This window comes from Methylocaldum sp. GT1BB (assembly GCF_051027545.1).
GTDB lineage: Bacteria > Pseudomonadota > Gammaproteobacteria > Methylococcales > Methylococcaceae > Methylocaldum.
In genome coordinates this window covers 1,212,352-1,228,206 of sequence record NZ_CP194902.1, presented here as the reverse complement: position 1 = coordinate 1,228,206, position 15,855 = coordinate 1,212,352, and the positions used below count along the sequence as shown (strand labels likewise).

General features: G+C 60.6%; 13 protein-coding genes. 3 read left to right on the top strand and 10 right to left on the bottom strand.

What is annotated here, in order from left to right:
• Positions 1–88: 88 nt before the first annotated feature.
• From ACR2TX_RS06730 to ACR2TX_RS06690, 9 genes are all read right to left on the bottom strand, one after another.
• On the bottom strand, positions 89–1,456 hold the full coding sequence (locus tag ACR2TX_RS06730) for an FAD-dependent oxidoreductase (protein ID WP_434131617.1): 1,368 nt from the start codon (positions 1,454–1,456) through the stop codon (positions 89–91).
• The gene (kynU, locus tag ACR2TX_RS06725) at positions 1,446–2,717 is read right to left on the bottom strand and encodes a kynureninase (RefSeq protein WP_434131616.1); all 1,272 of its coding nucleotides are present in this window, start codon (positions 2,715–2,717) and stop codon (positions 1,446–1,448) included. Before kynU ends, ACR2TX_RS06730 begins: the two co-directional genes overlap by 11 nt.
• Positions 2,714–3,532, bottom strand: coding sequence for a cyclase family protein (locus tag ACR2TX_RS06720; RefSeq protein ID WP_434131615.1), 819 nt, complete (start codon positions 3,530–3,532; stop codon positions 2,714–2,716). Before ACR2TX_RS06720 ends, kynU begins: the two co-directional genes overlap by 4 nt.
• On the bottom strand, positions 3,529–4,539 hold the full coding sequence (locus tag ACR2TX_RS06715) for an amidohydrolase family protein (protein WP_434131614.1): 1,011 nt from the start codon (positions 4,537–4,539) through the stop codon (positions 3,529–3,531). The genes ACR2TX_RS06720 and ACR2TX_RS06715 overlap by 4 nt, the downstream gene beginning before the upstream one ends.
• 34 nt (positions 4,540–4,573) lie before the next feature.
• Positions 4,574–4,972, bottom strand: a complete 399-nt coding sequence (locus tag ACR2TX_RS06710) for an endonuclease domain-containing protein (protein WP_077730916.1) — start codon at positions 4,970–4,972, stop codon at positions 4,574–4,576.
• A gap of 130 nt (positions 4,973–5,102) precedes the next feature.
• Positions 5,103–5,615 carry a 3-hydroxyanthranilate 3,4-dioxygenase gene (locus ACR2TX_RS06705; protein ID WP_434131613.1) on the bottom strand — a complete coding sequence of 171 codons (513 nt, stop codon included), beginning with the start codon at positions 5,613–5,615 and terminating at the stop codon, positions 5,103–5,105.
• Between the two features lie 15 nt (positions 5,616–5,630).
• A complete protein-coding gene (locus ACR2TX_RS06700; RefSeq protein ID WP_434110854.1) occupies positions 5,631–6,050 on the bottom strand; it encodes a RidA family protein in 420 nt (139 codons plus the stop codon).
• A 5-nt stretch (positions 6,051–6,055) separates the two neighbouring features.
• Positions 6,056–7,504, bottom strand: coding sequence for an aldehyde dehydrogenase (locus tag ACR2TX_RS06695; protein WP_086133724.1), 1,449 nt, complete (start codon positions 7,502–7,504; stop codon positions 6,056–6,058).
• Positions 7,505–7,506: 2 nt separating this feature from the next.
• Entirely contained in the window at positions 7,507–8,292 is a 786-nt protein-coding gene (locus ACR2TX_RS06690) for an SDR family oxidoreductase (protein WP_434131612.1), read from the bottom strand.
• Positions 8,293–8,625: 333 nt separating this feature from the next.
• Here ACR2TX_RS06690 and ACR2TX_RS06685 point away from each other — a divergent pair, with 333 nt between their 5' ends.
• From ACR2TX_RS06685 to ACR2TX_RS06675, 3 genes are all read left to right on the top strand, one after another.
• On the top strand, positions 8,626–11,535 hold the full coding sequence (locus ACR2TX_RS06685) for an FAD-binding and (Fe-S)-binding domain-containing protein (RefSeq protein WP_434131611.1): 2,910 nt from the start codon (positions 8,626–8,628) through the stop codon (positions 11,533–11,535).
• Between the two features lie 586 nt (positions 11,536–12,121).
• The gene (locus ACR2TX_RS06680) at positions 12,122–12,796 is read left to right on the top strand and encodes a carbonic anhydrase (RefSeq protein ID WP_434110846.1); all 675 of its coding nucleotides are present in this window, start codon (positions 12,122–12,124) and stop codon (positions 12,794–12,796) included.
• Between the two features lie 189 nt (positions 12,797–12,985).
• Complete coding sequence (locus tag ACR2TX_RS06675; RefSeq protein WP_434131609.1) at positions 12,986–14,686, top strand: SulP family inorganic anion transporter; 1,701 nt, start codon at positions 12,986–12,988, stop codon at positions 14,684–14,686.
• A gap of 78 nt (positions 14,687–14,764) precedes the next feature.
• On the opposite strand, the gene ACR2TX_RS06670 is transcribed toward ACR2TX_RS06675, so the two are convergent.
• The gene (locus ACR2TX_RS06670) at positions 14,765–15,853 is read right to left on the bottom strand and encodes a saccharopine dehydrogenase C-terminal domain-containing protein (protein ID WP_086133729.1); all 1,089 of its coding nucleotides are present in this window, start codon (positions 15,851–15,853) and stop codon (positions 14,765–14,767) included.
• Positions 15,854–15,855 lie beyond the last annotated feature (2 nt).

Genomic DNA, 15,855 nt, shown 5'->3' with positions numbered 1-15,855 from the left:
TGGTCGTGCCGCTCGCGTCGGTGGGTGGCCGCCAGCCTCGCTGGGTGATGTGCGGGTAGTGCGGGGCGCACCTGATGCCCGCCCGCCATCAAGACCGCGATGGCATTGCGGCCAAGGGCGGCAAGCTTTCCGTGACGAGCCGGTCGGCCAGGTCGAGGTCTACGTCGTCTACCCGGTTTATGGATTCCGACAAACGCTCGATGATGCCGGCCTGGACGTCGCCGCGTTCTTTGGCGACGGCATAGGGAATGCGGTGAAACATGACCATGGCGTAGCGCGGGATGAATCTCGCCGGGTGGCGCTCTTCGAGCAGCCATTCGATGTGCTTCCGCAAGTGAAACTTGGGGTCACGGACGGAATCGCGCATCTCGATGTAGTTTTCCAGCGCCATGTCGGCGATGGCCTCGGCATTCGGCTTTCTCTGGGCCTCGAAGTTTCGGTAAAGGCTTTCGAAGTTATCGTGTTCATCGAGCAACCGGTCGAGAACGACGCAATCCTCGAAGGCGCAGTTCATCCCTTGCCCGTGAAAGGGAACCACCGCGTGGGCGGCATCGCCCAGAATCAGCGCCTGATCGCCGACATGCCAGGGAAAGCAGCGAATCGTGCCCAAGGTCCCGGTGGGATGGTTCAGAAAATCGTGAACCGGGTCGGACATCAGGGGAAGCACGTCGGGAAACTCGGTTTCGAAGAAATGCAGGATGGCGCCCTCGTCGCTGAGCGTCCGGAAACTCTCGAGGCCCGAATGGGGCAGGAACAAGGTGGCGGTAAAACTGCCGTCCCGATTGGGCAGGGCGATCAGCATGAAGCCGCCGCGCGGCCAGATGTGCAGGGCGTTCTTTTCCAGCCTGAAAGCGCCTTCGGGTCCTGGCGGGATGGCCAGCTCCTTGTAGCCGTGCGGCAGGTGCTCGTCTCGGCAGTCGATGCCTTTCTGTACGATCATGGCCTGGCGCACCGCGGAACCCGCGCCGTCGGTGCCGATCAGCGTATCGAAAGGCAGAATGCGCTGGTTATCGTCGTCTTCACGCCGGAGCAGCAGATGCCGGTTTTCGAAATCCAGTCCTTCGCACTTTTCGCCGAAAAAAAGCTCGGCCCCGGCGGCTTCGGCCCCATCGAGCAGGATCTTGTTGAGCGCGGCCCTTTCCACCGAATAATGAACGGCGGATTCGTCCCTGCCATAGGGCTGATAGAGCAGCTTTCCGTCCCTGTCGTGGATCATGCGGCCGGGCATGGCGACCAGATGTTTTTCGATATTCCGGTATAGACCGACTTCCTTCAGGGCATGGATGCCGCGGGTGGACAGCGAGAGGTTGATCGACCGCCCCGCCGGAATCCTGTGTTTACGCATGTCCGGCAAGCGCTCGAAAACCCGCACGGGAAACCGCCGCCGGGCCAGGAACATGGCGAGTAGGCATCCGGCGAGCCCTCCGCCGATCAGGGTGATAACTTTAGTCCGCATGTTCGATCACTCCCTTGAGCCGCTCCACGAAATCGAAGATTTCGATGTAGCGGTTGTAAAACGGGACCGGCGCCACGCGGATCACGTCAGGCTCCCGCCAGTCGCAAACGATCCCGGAAGCGCTCAGCTTTTCGAACACCCGCTTGCCGTCCTTCAATCTGAGCGAAAGCTGGCAACCCCGTTCGGCGGTGGCGGGCGGCGTGAGGATGGCGATCTCGTCGTCGAACCGTTCCTTGAGCAGGCGTTCCAGATAACCGGTCAATGATTCCGACTTGGTCCGCAGCGCCGTCATTCCGGCTCGATCGAACAGATCCAGGGACGCAAGCAGGGGCGCCAGGGAGAGAACGGGCGGATTGCTGAGCTGCCAGCCTTCGGCCCCGGGCAAGGGACTGAACCTCGGCGGCATGACGAACCGGGTGGATTTGTCATGCCCCCACCAGCCGGCGAAGCGGGGAAGATCGAAGCGTTCGGCGTGCCGCTTGTGGACGAAACAGCCCGCGACGGCTCCGGGTCCCGCGTTCAGGTATTTGTAGGAACACCAGACGGCGAAGTCCGCGTTCCAGTCGTGGAGTTTCAAGACCAGATTGCCCACGGCATGGGCCAAGTCGAACCCGACCACGCAGCCTTTCTCGTGCCCCGCTCCAGCGATTTCGTCCATGGCGAAGGCTTGGCCCGTGTAGAACTGAACGCCCGGCCACAGGATCAGCGCGATGCCGTCTCCTTCCCGTTCGATGAGCTCCAATATGTCCTCCGTGCGAAGAGTCACTTCGCCCGGACGGGACCTGGCTTCGATCAGCGACTCTTCCGGGTCGAAGCCGTGAAAGGCGATTTGGGAAGCCATGGCGTAGCGGTCCGACGGGAAAGCGTGTTCCTCGATCAGGATCTTATGGCGCTCCGGCGTCGGACGGTAAAAGCTCACCATCAGGAGATGAAGGTTGACCGTCAGGGAGTTCATCGCCGCCACTTCGACGGGCAGGGCTCCCACCAACCGGGACAGTTTCTCCGTCGCGAACTCGTGATAAGGCAGCCAGGGATGATCTCCCTCGAAGTGTCCCCGCACTCCCATCCGCGCCCATGCGGCCAGCACCTCCTCCACGTAGCGCCGCGCCGATTTCGGCTGAAGTCCCAGAGAATTGCCGCAAAAATAAATCTCTTCCGAGCCATCTTCCCGCTTCGGGATGTGAAAGTCGCTTCGGTACGAACCAAGAATATCCGCTCGGTCCAGCGCCTCGGCGAGAGATCGGTGCGCTTCGAACCTCATGGAACCTCCACGGGAAAGATCAGCGGCCGGCTGGGTGCCGCATCGCCGCGGAAAGGCGCGATTTGAAGATTGAGCAGGTAATAACCGTCCCGAATGTCGTCGCCCACGAAGATGAGTTCGGTAATCGTTCGAAAAGGCGCTTTGCAGCGATTCAAATCGTGGGCGTCGGGCGGCAGCTCCCAGAAAAGGCGGTGATTCGACAGCCTGCCCTCGTCTTCCATGCGGTCGACGGACGGCATATCCACCAAAAGATGCTTGACGCCGCGTCGGACGATTTCCGCCATCGCCTCATTGGAAAAATAAGGCGTCGCCAAGTACTGCCGTGTTCTCTTGGACGGTGAATTGGGCAGCGAGCGGATGACGAGCACTTGGTGAAAATCTTCGTCATCCAGCGTTCTTAACTTTTCGACTAGCGCCCTCCGGGTAATGAGCGCATCGCCTTCCGCTTTGCCGGGGATATAACTTTCCGGGCAATCCATGCCTTTTTCCGGCTTCACGGAAATCAGGGTGGCAGGAATCCAGGCATCCTTCAGAAATGCCGTTACCGATACGTCCTGATCCACGATATGGCCCACGCATTCGGTATGGGTGCCGTGGCAATGGGGGATGAAACGGTATTCCCTCACATTGCAGCTGCCGCCGCGCCGGGTGTCGCCGACGAACCAGGCGTTTTCCACCGTTTGCACTCCGGCGGGCGGTACCCCGAAGGCGCTGAGTCCTTCGACGCCGCCGTCGATGTGAACGGAAAGATCGAAGTATTTCGCCGAGTCGATACGGAAGATCCGTCGTCCGATATGGACATCAACGGCGGTCATACGAAGGATTCCGCTGTGAGACCGAGCCATTCCAGGGCAGTGCCGTGAAACAACCGCGCCTTGGTCGATTGCGGCAGCGCCATCTCGGCTATCATCCTGCCGGGCCGGTTTTCGCCCAGCGGAAACGGATAGTCGGAGCCGAGGGCGATCGAGTTCGCGCCCAAAAGATCGATCAGGCAACTCAGGAGGCGTGGATCGTTAACGCATGAATCCACATAGAAGCGCCCCAGGTATTCGGCAGGCTCCACGGCATTGTCCACGGCGCAAAGATCGGGGCGCACCTCGAATCCGTGCTGAACACGGCCGAAAGTACCCGGGAACGCCCCGCCGCCGTGGGCAAACGCAACACGAAGCCGGGGAAATCGCTCGAAGACGCCGCCGAAAATCATCGAGCAGATGGCCAGGGCGGTTTCCGCGGGCATGCCGACCAGCCAGCTCAGCCAGTATTTCTTCATGCGCTCGTTGGCGAGAACGTCCCAAGGGTGGACGAAGAGGGCCGCTCCCAAATCTTCCGCCGCCTCGTAGACGGGAAAGAAAAGCGTCTCGTTCAGGTTGAAGCCGTTGACGTGGGTGCCAATTTCGACGCCCGCCAGTTTCAGATCGCGGACGCAACGCTCCAGCTCCCCGATTGCGAGTTCCGGCGCCTGCATGGGCAGGGTGCCCAGCCCGACGAAGCGCTTGGGAAACTCGGCGACAACGCTGGCGATGTGATCGTTCAGCAGTTTCGAAAGGTCGAGGGTATGCTCCGGTTTCGCCCAGTAAGAGAACATGACCGGCACGGTGGAAAGCACCTGAACCTGCACGCCGAATTCATCGTAGTCCTTGAGCCGGGTCCCGGCATCCCAGCAGTTGCTCCTGATTTCCCGGAAGCATTCGCCGTTCCTGAGCATGCGGGCGCAGCCCGGCCGGTGATGATCGAGCTGAATGAATCCGCCATACCCATACCGCTCCCGAAGATCGGGCCAGTTCTTCGGCAGGATGTGGGTATGGATGTCGATTTTGAGCATGTTTGTTTTCCATGTGCCTAATAATGAGCCGTTCTCAAGCCCCTTCCTTTTTACGAAGTACCGGTCTTTCTCCCTCTCCCTCCGGGAGAGGGATGGGGTGAGGGGATCGAACAACTATGGCAATCCGAATTGCCTCTAACACTGCCTCAAGATCGCCGAGCACTTCATGATTCCAAAACCGCAACACCCGATAACCCAAAGCCTGTAAGTATCGGGTTCGCTGATTGTCCTGTTCCTGTTGCTCGGAATGCTGTCCACCATCGAGTTCAATGATCAGCTTCGGTTCTAGGCTGAGGAAATCTGCGATGTAGGGGCCAATGGGTTGTTGCCGACGGAACTTGCAACCTTCCAGCTGGCGGTTTCTCAACCAGCTCCACAATAATTTCTCCGCGTTGGTCTGTTGTTTTCGTAGCGTTCGGGCCAGTTGTTTCATCGGAAGAAAACCTAGTTTCGATCCCCTCACCCTAACCCTCTCCCGGAGGGAGAGGGAACTGAGGGCCGAAGTAATGGGCACAGACTACCACCGGCCTTTGCCCATCCTACCGTGTGCCGCGAGTGTGTATTCAAGGCGCCTCCATCACCGTCCCGCACTTCTTGCACATCCGGTTTTCCTCGCTGGAATAGAACCGCTCGAAAACCGGCGGCAAGTCCTTCTCGATGTTTTCGAGGTGGAAATATTCCTCGTAGAGCAAATTCGAACAGTTGTCGCAGTACCATAGGAGACCGTCGTTTTCCGCCGGTCCTCGCTTTCGCTCTATGACCAGCCCCACCGTGTCGGCGAAGCGCTGAGGGGAATGGGGGATGCGCGGCGGAAGCAGAAAGATATCGCCTTCCCGGATGCGGATGTCCTTGGGGTTTCCGTCCTCCATGATCTTGAGAACCATGTCGCCTTCTATCTGGTAGAAGAACTCCTCGCCTTCGTCGTAGTGATAATCCTTGCGCCGGTTGGGGCCGCCCACCACCATGACGATGAATTCCGCGTCCTCGAACACCTGTTTGTTGCACACCGGGGGCTTAAGCAGATGGCGGTGTTCGGCTATCCACTCGCGGAAGTTGAAAGGCTTGAGTTCTCTCACGGCGATTCTCCGTTCTCATTCGATGGTCGCGATGCACTTCAGCTCGATCGCGATGGGGGTCGGCAGCCTCGACACTTCGACGGTCGTCCGACAAGGCTGATTGGTCCTGAAGTATTCCGCGTAAAGCCGGTTGTAAGCCGGAAAATCCTTTTCCATATTCGTCAGGAAAACGGTGACGTCCACCAGCTTGTCCCAACGGGAGCCCGCTTCCTCGAGGATCAGGCGGACGTTTTCGAAGACCGAGCGGCATTGCGCCTCGATTTCGTAGGCAACGATATTCCCGTCCTCGTCCAGCTCGACGCCCGGAATAATCTTGCTTCCGCGTTTTCTCGGCCCGACCCCTGACAGGAACAAGAGATTCCCCACCCGCCTGGCGTGGGGATAGAGGCCTACGGGTTCCGGTGCTTTTTCCGAGTCGATACGCTGACCCGCCATACGCGCTATCCTCCGAGATAAACGCAGACGTTCTTGGCTTCGGTGAAAAACTTGAGCGCCTCGAAGCCGCCTTCCCGGCCCACGCCCGATTGCTTCATGCCGCCGAAAGGCGTCCGGAGGTCGCGGAGCAGCCAGCAGTTGATCCAGATCACCCCGGAATGGATCCGGTTCGCCAGGCGATGGCAGCGCTTGAGGCTTTCGCTCCAGACTGTGGCGGAAAGCCCGTACATCGTGCTGTTGGCATACTCGACCGCTTGGTCTTCGCCATCGAAAGGCATCAGGGTGACCACGGGGCCGAAGATTTCCTCCTGATTGACCCGGCAGTCCGGGGAGAGACCTTCGATGATGGTCGGCTCGACGAAGAATCCGTTTTCGCAGCGGCCCTCAAGACGCACCTGCCTGCCGCCGGTCAGGATCCGCCCGCCCTCGGTCTGCGCCAGATCGATGTAGGACAGCACCTTGCGGAGGTGGCTTTCCGAAATGAGCGCGCCGACGTCGCAGTCTCCGCTCAGTGGATCGGCCACGCGCAGCGCCTGGGTCCGTCGCAGGAATTCGTCCCTGAACGTTTCGTAGATCGGCCGTTCGACGAAGATCCGCGACCCCGACAGACAGATTTCGCCCTGATTGAAAAAGGACGAGCGGACCGTGGTGCTCACGGCGCGTTCGAAATCGCAATCGGCAAAGATGATGTTCGGATTCTTGCCGCCCAGTTCCAGAGAGAGCTTCTTGAACCGCGGGGCCGCGGTTTGGGCGATCCGGGCTCCGGTCTGAGTGCCGCCAGTGAAGGAGATGGCTTCGACGTTCGGATGCTCGACCAGGCGTTGCCCGGCCTTGGCGCCGGTGCCGTGGACGATGTTCAGAACCCCCGGCGGAAGCCCCGCTTCCCGGCAGATTTCCGAGAGATAAAACGCCGTCATCGGCGTCAGTTCCGAGGGCTTGGCCACGACCGTGTTTCCCGCCGCCAGCGCGGGCGCGACTTTCCAGGTAAAGAGATAAAGCGGGAGGTTCCACGGCGAAATACAGCCGACGACGCCGAGCGGCACGCGGAGCGTGTAATTCAGCGCTTGGCTTCCCATGGCATGGGATTCGGAGAAGAAATGCTGGATGGCTGAGCTGAAGAATTGGAAATTGGCGGCGGCTCTCGGGATGTCGACCTGGCGCGCCGCGCTCAGAGGCTTTCCGGCATCGACCGATTCGGCGCGGGCGAGCGCGTCCGCCTTGGCTTCGATGAGATCCGCGATCCGGCGCAGCAGCCTGGATCGCTCTTCCAGCGGAGCCTCGGCCCAGGCGGGAAACGCCGTCCTTGCGGCGGCTGCGGCGCGGTCGATATCGGCGGAATCGGAGTCCGGCACTTCCGAAAACAAACGGCCGGTGGCCGGTTCGATGTTTTCGAGATAGCGGCCGGAGACGGGCGGAACGAGTTCGCCGGCAATGTAATTCGCGATTCGTTGCATATTTACAAGCTCATCGTACGTCCCCCGTCGACGGGCAGGTTGATCCCGGTGATATACGAAGCCAAATCGGACGCGAGAAAGCCCGCCGCGTAGGCAATTTCTTCGGGCTTTCCGAAACGTCCCAGGGGAATCGAGCGTTTAGTCTGTTCGACCACGTCATCGATGGATTTGTTCGAGCTTCGGGCTTTGGCCTCCATGATAGCCCTGAGCCTCGCCGTCTCGGTCGCTCCCGGAAGGATGTTGTTCACTGTGATGCCGAAGGGCGCGAGTTCGCCCGCCAAGGTCTTGGCCCAGTTGGCCATGGCGCCGCGCACCGTGTTGGAGACGCCGAGTCCCGGAATTGGCTGCTTGACCGAGGTCGAAACGATATTGATGATCCGGCCGAAGCTCTCGCTCCTCATGCCGGGGAGCAGGGCTTGGACCAGGATATGGCTGCAAATGAGGTGCTGGGTGAAGGCTCTAGTGAATTCCTCGATCCCGGCTTCATACAGAAGCCCGCCCGGCGGTCCGCCTGTGTTGTTGACCAGGATGTGAATGGGAAGAAGCGCCGGCAGGCGTTCTTCCAGGATCTGCTTCAAGCGATCAGGATGGCCGAAATCGGCCACCAAGTAGCCGTGCTTCTGCCGATGTGCGGAACTGAGCCCTCCACAGACGAGCTTCAACGCCGACTCGTTGCGGGCAAGGAGAACGACCTCGGCGCCTTGATCCGCGAAAAGCATGGCGATGGCCCGGCCGATCCCTTGACTGCTGCCGCACACCAGCGCCCTTTTACCATCCAGTAATCCCATCGAGATCGCTCCCATCGGTTTTCTGCAAACCTTACAACGAATGATCAGCGTGTGCCATAAACCCGTTTCGCCGGGTTGATCCATGTCGTAGGGTGGGTTAGGTGCGCCTACATACCGCCTGTACGCGGCCCACCGAGTCAGGCGCGCACCGTAACCCACCACACCGCGCGTTGGTGGGTTACGGCGCACGCAAAGCACAGTGATTGACATCGGAGTATGCTGGAGTGCGCCTAACCCACCCTACGAAATCCCGGTTTTCCGTCAGACCTCGACATGGAAGGCTCTAACCTCCGATTCTATCCCCGGTCTAAGCAGTCAACGAGGCCATCCGTCATGACATCCGAACCGCTATCAAAACTCTCGGTTTTAAGCCGAGCGCTCGAAGGGGAGCTTTTGACCGACCGGCTCTCGCGCCTGCTTTACGCCACGGACGCCTCGCCCCACCAGAAGATGCCTCTGGCCGTGGCGCGGCCCAAGCACCGGGACGATTGCGTGACGCTGATGAGATTCGCCGCGCAGGAACGGCTGCCGCTGATTCCCCGCGCGGCCGGAACCAGCCTGGCGGGGCAGTGCGTCGGCGACGGTCTGGTAATCGATTTCACCCGCCACATGAACCGGATCGTCTCGATCGACCCGGAGCGGAGGCGCGCACGGGTCCAGCCGGGCGTGATCCGCGACGATCTCAATGATGCGCTGAGCCCGCTCGGACTGATGTTCGCCCCCGATCCCTCCACCTCCAACCGCTGCACGATAGGCGGCATGTTCGGCAACAACGCCTGGGGCAGCCATGCCTTGCGCTACGGCACGACCCGCGATCACAGTCTGTCCGCCGAGGCGGTCTTGAGCGACGGCAGCATCGCCCGGTTCGAATCACTTGGAGGCGAACAGCTTCGGGAAAAATTAGCGCTGGACAATCTGGAGGGGCGGGTTTACCGCGCCGTGTATCAGGCGATCGACCGCCATCGGGCGCTGATTCTCGATCGCTTTCCCCGCCCCGACGGCATTCCCCGCAACGCGGGCTACCCCCTGGACGTGCTGGCGCGCGGGCAGCCTTGGGAATCTCGGGGGCCGCCTTTCAATCTGGCCCGATTGCTGTGCGGCAGCGAGGGAACCCTGGCTCTGGTCGGCGAAATCGAAGTCGGGCTCGTGCCGCTGCCTGCCCGGCACCGCTTGGTCTGCGTCCAGTTCGACAGCCTGCCGCAAGCGCTTTCGGCGGTGGCCGTGACGCTGAACCATAAGCCGTCGGCATTGGAATTGGTGGACCGGCATATCCTGGAGCTCACCAAGACCAATCTGGAGCAGCAGCGCAACCGGTTCTGGATCGAAGGCGATCCGGCCGCCGTGCTGCTGATCGATTTCGTGGACGAAACCGATGATAAGGTCGACGCCGCGATCGACGGCCTGATGGCCGAATTGCGTTCGCTGAACCTGGGTTATGCCCGGAAAGTGCTCGATTCGCCGCTCCGGGAGCGGGCGCTGGCGCTGCGCGCGGCGGGATTGGGTCTGCTCATGGGCATGCCGGGTCCGGTCAAGGCCGTCACCGGCATCGAAGACACGGCGGTAACCATCAAGGATCTGCCCGCTTATGTCGAGGCGGTTTTCTCGATCATGGCCCGCCATGGTGTAGATTGCGTCGTCTTCGGTCCGGCCGGATGGGGCGTGTTGCATTTCCGCCCCTTGCTCGATCTGCGTAGCCGAGACGGCCGGCGTCTTTACGAGCGCATCGTCGAAGAAGTGTTCGAACGGGCGATCCGTTTCGGCGGAACGATCAGCGCCAAGCATGGCGACGGCCGTCTGAGATCGCCTTATTTGGAAGGTCTTTTGGGTGAGGAACTTTATGGGCTCCTGCACGGGATCAAGGCCGCCTTCGATCCTCACGATCTTTTGAACCCGCACAAGATTTTCGATCCTCCGCCGTTGGTTTCGGATCTGAGAGCCCATGAGAACGGGAAACCGGTTGCCACCCACTTCGACTGGAGCCGCGAAGCGGGCTTAAGAATCGCCGCTTCGAAGTGCAACGGCGCCGGGGCCTGCCTGAAGAGCGCCGGGCGCGGCACGATGTGCCCGTCCTACATGGCGACACGGGAGGAAAAACACGGCACCCGCGGCCGCGCCAATATCTTCCGGCAGGTCATGGATAGCCCCGAACCCTGGACGGCGATGGATCGCGAGCTCCTGCGGGAAGTCCTCGACCTTTGCCTCGCCTGCAAGGGCTGCAAATCGGAATGTCCGGCCAACGTGGACATGGCCCGCATGAAGGCGGAATTCCTACAGCAGCATTACGACCGATCCGGCGTACCGTGGCGGGCGCGGATTGTCGGAAACTTCGACCGGCTCAGCCGGATCGCCAGCTTCGCGCCCGCCCTGTCCAACGCCGTGCTGGAGCGGCACTGGATCAAATCCCGGCTGGGCTTTCATCCGGAGCGTCCCTTGCCGCCTCTCGCGAGCGAGCCTTTCAGCCGATGGCTGAAGCGGCGGCGTCCGGCCGAACCGGCTGGCCAGAAGGGCGAGGTCCTGCTGTTCAACGATCCCTTCACCGAATTCTACGAACCCCGGCTGGCGATCGCGGCCTTCGAGGTCTTGGAGCGGTTCGGGTTTCGCGTGACGGCAACGCCCTGTCTCGAATCCGGCCGGATACAGATCAGCCAAGGTCTCTTGCGCGCCGCCCGGAAACGGCTGACCCGGGCCGTCGAGCGGCTGTATCCTTCCGCGGTGACGGGCCGCTGGATTATCGGGCTCGAACCTTCGGAAATCCTGACCTTCCGTGACGAAGCGGCGGACTTGCTGCAGGACGAAGAGCTCAGGAGAAAGGCGCGCGTGGTGGCGAGTCGCGCCGTGACCTTCGAGGAATTCATCGATCGCGAGATTGGTCAGCTCGACGAAAATCCGTTCGGCGACGCGCTGGCGGGCAAGACGCTGCTGGTGCACGGTCATTGCCACCAGAAAGCGCTGCTCGGAATACAGCCGCTGTTAAAGGCGCTGTCCCTGATTCCCGGTGTCGAGGTTCGACCCATTCTCTCCGGCTGCTGCGGCATGGCGGGTGCTTTCGGCTATGAGAAGGAACATTACGCCGTCTCGCTGGACATCGCCGAACTGGTCCTGTTTCCCGCCATCCGCGAGGCTGGAACCGATACGCTGATCGTGGCTCCCGGCACCAGCTGCCGCCGCCAAATCGCCGACGGGCTCGGGGTGCGGGCCTATCACCCTGTCGAGGTGATGCTTATGGCGATGGGATTACCATGAAAATACAAGCTTGTGGGAGGGGCTCTCTCGACTGAGCTCAGCTCGTAGGACGCGCCTCGTGCCTCCGCATATCCTGTGGACCTAATTCATAGTGCCGAAATTTACTTTGGCCGGAGCTTCCCTTATTTCAAATCGCTTTCAATAAGGCATTCATTTTCGTAGGGTGGGTTAGGCGCACATCAGCACTGACCGACCGCCGATCACTGCGCTTCGCGTGCGCCGTAACCCACCGAACGGCCTCGGACCTGTCCTGAGCCAAGTCGAAGGATCGGCGGGTTACGCGGAGCCTGTCCTGAGCCTGTCGAAGGGCCTGTCCCGAGCGGAGCCGAGGGGCCAACCCGCCATCGATGGGTTTCGCTTCGCTCTACCCATCCTACGACGAATGTTCACTCGAATGCCAAATGGAATTAGGAGTCGCAGCGGTTCTCCGGCACGGCTTCCAAAAGCGGTTGCTGAACCAAAAGGCCCGGCATGGTCAAACAGAGATCAAACCACCGAATTTGTATCTGTGAGTCGGCGGGGCGGTATCACTCCGAGCTGAATAAGATGTCCCTGCGCGTGTGCCCATGGTGAGGAAGGTAATCCCATGAAAGAACTGGTGGAAGGCTTTCACAGGTTTCAGCAGAGCCTCTCGAAGTCAGAGAGAGAGTCATTCAAAAAGCTGGCGGGCGGGCAGAATCCACTTGCCCTTTTCATTACCTGCTCAGATTCGCGTATCGACCCGAACTGGATCACGCAGTCGAAACCGGGCGACCTGTTCATCCTGCGGAATGCGGGGAATATCATTCCTCCTTATGGGGCTAGCGGCGGCGGGGAAGCGGCCACCATCGAGTACGCCGTCGCCAATCTGGGAGTGAAGGAAATCATCGTTTGCGGCCATACCTATTGCGGGGCCATGCAGGCGCTGCTGAGTGGCCCGGAAAGCGTGGCCGACCTCCCGGCCGCTCGCGCTTGGCTCGGCCATGCCGAGGCGACCCGCCGGATCACTCGGGAAAATTACGCTCATCTGGAAGGCAATTCCCTCTTGACGGCCGCCGTGCAAGAGAATGTTTTAGTTCAATTGGAAAACCTGCGTACGCACCCCGTGGTTGCCGCGGGACTCGTCCGAGGGACTATCAAGCTCTATGGCTGGGTTTACAAGATCGATAAGGCCGAAGTTTTCGCCTATGTCCCTGGACGCGGCCAGTTTCTCGCTCTGCCGGAGCACGCGTCCGTACCCATCCCCTCCGCCATGCAGCTTGCCGTCAAACGAATCATCTAATGCCTTGAAGCTCATATCGCTCTCCTGCATCAGGATCGCCCGCCGGGCTTGCGGCGCGAGGAATCCGTTCTCGGGTGCGTCATTTCGTCCGCCTATACCGGAGATGTACACTTGCTCACAGATAGGCTGCCGGTAAGCAGCTGTCTCTAAGCTTATCGCCGCCTGAAATGTGGCAAGAGAGATCGAACCATGAAACCGCTGATCTACGGTCTTCACTTCAATAATCTTCGCGGCGACATCTACGGCGGCCTCGTTGCCACGGTCGTGGCCCTTCCTTTGGCGCTTGCCTTCGGCGTAACCTCCGGGGCAGGGGCCATCGCCGGACTCTATGGAGCCATCTTCGTGGGTTTTTTCGCCGCCTTGTTCGGCGGAACGCCCGCTCAGGTCTCTGGCCCCACGGGTCCGATGACCGTGGTCATGGCCGAAGTCCTCCTGCTCTATGTCCATCAACCCGCCCTCGCCTTCACTGTCGTGATGATGGGCGGCGTCATCCAGATTCTCATCGGCCTCCTCAAATGGGGGCGCTACATTCGGCTGGTCCCGTTTCCGGTGATTTCCGGCTTTATGAGCGGGATCGGCTGCATCATTCTCATTCTGCAAATTCCCGCCCTGCTGGGGCACTCCCCCAAACCGGAAGGGGTGCTGGCCACGCTACGGGCGATCCCGGAGTTCTGGGACAGCCTCAATCCCCAGGCGGTCGGACTCACCCTCCTCTCACTGGGGATCGTGTCGCTGACCCCCGTCCGTATTGGCCAGTGGGTTCCGCCGCCGGTCCTGGCCCTGGTAATCGGCACGCTCACCGCCTATTTCTGGCTACCGGCCGCGCCGGTCATCGGCGAGGTGCCGGAAGGCTTTCCCACCCTCATCATCCCGACTTTTCAGGCCGGTCTCTTGCTGGTGATGCTGGAATCGGCGGCGATCCTGGCCCTTTTGGGAACCATCGACAGCCTGCTAACCTCGCTGATTTGCGACAATCTCACCCGGACCCAGCACGATTCGAATCGGGAGTGCATCGGCCAGGGCATCGGCAATATAGTCGCCGGGTTCTTCGGCGGATTACCCGGAGCCGGGGCCACCATGCGCTCGGTGGTCAACGTCCGCACCGGTGGACGCACGCCCCTTTCGGGCATGCTCCACGCAGTGTTCCTCCTGGCCATACTATTGGGGCTAGGCCCATTAGCCGAAAAGATCCCGCTTGCCGTACTCGCCGGCATCCTGCTCAAGGTGGGCATCGATATCATCGACTGGTGGTTCGTGCGGCATGTCGTTCATGCGCCACGGGCCGACGTGCTGATCATGCTGGTGGTGCTGGGCCTGACGGTATTCGTGGATCTCATCCAGGCGGTGGGCGTTGGCGTGGTACTGGCGAACCTCCTGTTCGTAAAGCGCATGGGGGAATTCGAAGAATCGAGGCTGCGCATCATCACCCACGAGGCTCCGGAACCGCCCCTGATCTCCGAGGAGGCGGCCATCCTGGCCCGCAACAACGGCCAGATCATACTTATCCATATCGATGGGCCCATGAGTTTCGGCTCGGCCAACAACATGGTCCGCCGCCTGGAGCGGGTACGGCAATTCAGCACCTTCAAGAGCGTGGTCCTTGACCTGTCCGATGTACCTTTCATCGACACTTCGGCAGCCAAGGCGGTGGAAGACATGATCCGCATGACTCGGGAGCACAAACAACACCTCTTCTTCGTGGGTATGCAGCCGCAACTGGTCAAGGTATTGAGGGGTCTGGACGTGTTGAGCTTGATTCATCGGGACCATCACTACGCCAAACGCCTGGATGCCCTGCGCCATGCGGCTCTCATGGCGGGCTCCCGCCATCCGGAGGATAGACCGCTGTCACGTGGGGAAAAGGAAAACCTATCCTCCACTTCCGTATAACCGGATCACAGCGGTTTAGAGCCATGGGGCGTTGAGGGACGAAGCGCATCCTACACCCTCGCATCCAGGCGATTCACCTCATCGGTAATACCGCCCGAACCGGTTCTCCAAAAAATCCTCGAGCCGAAAGCTCTCCTGCGTCACGAAACCTTGGTAGAGTTCGGTCCGGTTCAACACCTGATCGACGACTGCGCACACGGCGGCGGCGGTGGTCACCTGGATGGCCGACCACAGCTTCCCGTAGATCGTCTGCGGATAAATTTTCTTCACGTAGTTCTCTTCGTACAGTTCGCCGCGCTGCTTGCCGCTGACCGAGACATAAACCAGCACCACGTCCTGCACGGTCTTGGGGATGGCGTTTTCGAGGATGCGTTTGAGGGTTTCCCGATCTTTGTTGAGCTTGAGGTCCCGCATCAGGAAGTGAATCTTCTCGCAGTGGCCGGGATAGCGCAGGGTTTTGTAGTTCAGCGTCTTGACCCTGCCGCTGTAGGTATCGGCCAGGGTGCCGAGGCCGCCCGAGGTGTTGAAGGCTTCGTAGAGCAGCCCGTCGATTTCGATGGTTTCATAGCCTTCCAGCGGCATCAGGACGACTTCGTGGCCGTCCTCGAGCCCATAGCAGAAATTGCCGTATTCATTGATCAATCCGTCGGTGGACCAGGTAAGAGAGTATTTCAGGACGTTGCTGGGATGCACCGGCAGCGCGCCGACCCGCAGCTTCACGGTGTCCAGTTCGTCGAAATGTCCCATCAGATCGTTCGCCACGATGTTGATGAAACCGGGCGCCAGGCCGCATTGCGGAACGAAAGCGGTCTCCGCGCCTTGACTGAGGTTCTGGACGTAACGGGTAACGGTCACGTCCTCGGTCAGATCGAAATAATGCAGGCCCGATTCGATGGCGTACTCGGCCACCAGCGGGTTGCAGTAGTACGGCAGCGCGGAGATGATTGCTCCGAAAGGATAATCCGACAGGCAATGTCGGAGCCCGCTGCCGTGGATCGCATCCACGGCGAGGGTCGTCAGGTTTTGCCGATCGATGTCCTCGGCAGCCCGCTTCAGGGCGTTTTCATCGTGATCGACCAGATGAACGGTATAGTCGCCCGCTCGGGAAAGCAGGCCGGCAATCAGGGAACCGATGGTGCCGGCCCCCAGGACGCACACGTTCCGCATGA

Coding starts and splice junctions, on each gene's coding strand:
- ACR2TX_RS06675 (WP_434131609.1), top strand. CDS start 12,986: ATGAAACCGCTGATCTACGGTCTTCACTTCAATAATCTTCGCGGCGAC.
- ACR2TX_RS06710 (WP_077730916.1), bottom strand. CDS start 4,972: ATGAAACAACTGGCCCGAACGCTACGAAAACAACAGACCAACGCGGAG.
- ACR2TX_RS06730 (WP_434131617.1), bottom strand. CDS start 1,456: ATGCGGACTAAAGTTATCACCCTGATCGGCGGAGGGCTCGCCGGATGC.
- kynU (WP_434131616.1), bottom strand. CDS start 2,717: ATGAGGTTCGAAGCGCACCGATCTCTCGCCGAGGCGCTGGACCGAGCG.
- ACR2TX_RS06690 (WP_434131612.1), bottom strand. CDS start 8,292: ATGGGATTACTGGATGGTAAAAGGGCGCTGGTGTGCGGCAGCAGTCAA.
- ACR2TX_RS06680 (WP_434110846.1), top strand. CDS start 12,122: ATGAAAGAACTGGTGGAAGGCTTTCACAGGTTTCAGCAGAGCCTCTCG.
- ACR2TX_RS06720 (WP_434131615.1), bottom strand. CDS start 3,532: ATGACCGCCGTTGATGTCCATATCGGACGACGGATCTTCCGTATCGAC.
- ACR2TX_RS06685 (WP_434131611.1), top strand. CDS start 8,626: ATGACATCCGAACCGCTATCAAAACTCTCGGTTTTAAGCCGAGCGCTC.
- ACR2TX_RS06670 (WP_086133729.1), bottom strand. CDS start 15,853: ATGCGGAACGTGTGCGTCCTGGGGGCCGGCACCATCGGTTCCCTGATT.
- ACR2TX_RS06695 (WP_086133724.1), bottom strand. CDS start 7,504: ATGCAACGAATCGCGAATTACATTGCCGGCGAACTCGTTCCGCCCGTC.
- ACR2TX_RS06700 (WP_434110854.1), bottom strand. CDS start 6,050: ATGGCGGGTCAGCGTATCGACTCGGAAAAAGCACCGGAACCCGTAGGC.
- ACR2TX_RS06715 (WP_434131614.1), bottom strand. CDS start 4,539: ATGCTCAAAATCGACATCCATACCCACATCCTGCCGAAGAACTGGCCC.